The 1859-nt window shown below is 62.6% G+C and carries 2 protein-coding genes; both read right to left on the reverse strand.

Going from position 1 to position 1859, the window contains the following annotated elements; translation table 11 throughout:
* Nucleotides 1-151 (reverse strand): UPF0149 family protein (locus XAXN_RS23455; protein ID WP_134984934.1); only part of this gene is annotated, 151 nt, incomplete at its 3' end.
* A gap of 18 nt (nt 152-169) precedes the next feature.
* Nucleotides 170-1859 (reverse strand): Tn3 family transposase (locus XAXN_RS19435; RefSeq protein ID WP_054320737.1); only part of this gene is annotated, 1690 nt, incomplete at its 5' end.

The raw sequence follows: 1859 nt of genomic DNA on the forward strand, positions 1-1859 counted from the left end.
AAAATCGGGGGGACGTCGGGCCGCAAATGAGTGCAGCAAAGAACCCATCGAGCATTTCGAGATTCATTGCGGGTGCACCGACTCCTTCTAGAAAGTCGCCCAGCCGATTAAGCTCGGCATCATTCAACGATTGTTGCGTCATTTGTTGCATGGTGAATTTCCAAGGTTTTTAAGGTTCATTCGGTTTGGTCAAAGGTCTCAGTTCGCCCCGCGCAACGATCTCCGGCACAGAGAACGAATAACGCCCGAGCATGTTGATGTGCTCGTGACTGAACGGCGACAGCCGTGCCTCGTCTTCGGGCTTAACCGGGTAGCCCTCGCTACGTAACTGCGTGAGCACGGCGTCCATGTACAGTGTGTTCCATAGCACGATCATGTTGACAACTAGGCCGAGCGCGCTCAACTGGTCTTCCTGGCCTTCACGGTAGCGCTGGAACAGCTCGCCACGCTTGCCGTGGAAGACCTCGCGCGCCAGGCTGTGGCGGCCTTCGCCGAGGTTCAATTGCAGCAGCGTGGCGCGGCGGCGGGCTTCGTCGTCGATGAAATTCAGCGTGTGGATAGTCTTGTCGATGCGGCCAATTTCGGCGATGGCCTGGGCTAGGCTGGTAGGCCGCTCATCGACCTGCAAGGTGCGCATGATGCCCATCGCCGGCACCAGCCCGAGCTTGAGCGAGCCGACCAGACGCAGCACGTCATCCCAATGCGGGGTGATGCGGTCGAGGTTCACGCGCTGCCGTGCCAGCGTGTTGAGATCGCCATAGTCGGCATTGGCATCAACGCGCCAAAAGCGCGTGCCGCCCACGTCGGCCAGACGCGGACAAAAGCGATAGTTCGAGGGGCGAAACAGCCCGAACACCAAATCGCTGTACGCGCCGGTGTCGGTCATGATCTGCGTCGGCTGCAACTCGGTTTGCTGTTCCAGCACGACGGCCAGGAGCACCAGGCTGTCGCGCAACGTGCCAGGCACGGTGATCGCGTTCAGTCCGGTGCGTTGATCGGACAGCAGGTTGTACCAGGTGACGCCGCGTCCGCGATTGAAGTATTTCGGGTTTGGCCCCGCGTGGATGGTGCGCACCGGCACCACGAAACGCATGCCGTCAGCCGAAGCTACGTCGCCACCGCCCCAGGAGCGAGCCAGCGCGATGCGGTTTTGCGCCGCCACCAACATGACATTACAGGCGATCAGCGTGTCGTCGCGCACGTAGTTCTGATCAGCCCACATCAGCCGGTCGCGTTTGAGTGCCGGGGTATCCTGCCGCACCAGCGGCTCCGGGCCGGTGTTGCAGGCTTCGGCCATCAACACCGCGCATACACTGGTAGTCAGGTCGGCCGCGCGCGCCGTGCGCTCAGTCAGGTGCGTGAATGCCTCCATGCAGCGCGTGCGTGCGGCGACTTCCAGCAGGATTTCCGGCAGATCGACGCGCGGCATACGCGCCTTGATCTCGTTGCGCAGCGCCATCAGTGAAGGCGGTTGTTCCAACGCTTCCAACGGACTGAGCACCAGTTCGGTCTTGTCGCCGACCTTCTCGAAGCGTATCGCGTCGTTCTCGGGCAGACGCGCGGCGACGCGCCGATAGGTTTCATCCAGTTCGCGCGTCAGTGCCGACAACGTGGCCTCGGGCTGCGCCGTCAGTCCCAGCGAACGGCAGACGATAGGCCGCGCAGCTTCCCACTCGGTCCCGGCCAGCAGCCCGGCACGCGGATCGGCGTAGCGCCAACTCGGGCTGATGAACACGTCGCGGCGGCGAATCGCGCTGCGCAGTTTGTCGAGGGCACAGAAGGAATAGGCCGTGGCGTTGATTCGTCCATCGTCCTGCACGACATGGCGCTGCCACGCCTTGCCGACGATGGCGGTGGCG

The sequence above is a fragment of the Xanthomonas axonopodis genome (assembly GCF_001304695.1).
GTDB classification, from domain to species: Bacteria; Pseudomonadota; Gammaproteobacteria; order Xanthomonadales; family Xanthomonadaceae; genus Xanthomonas; species Xanthomonas axonopodis.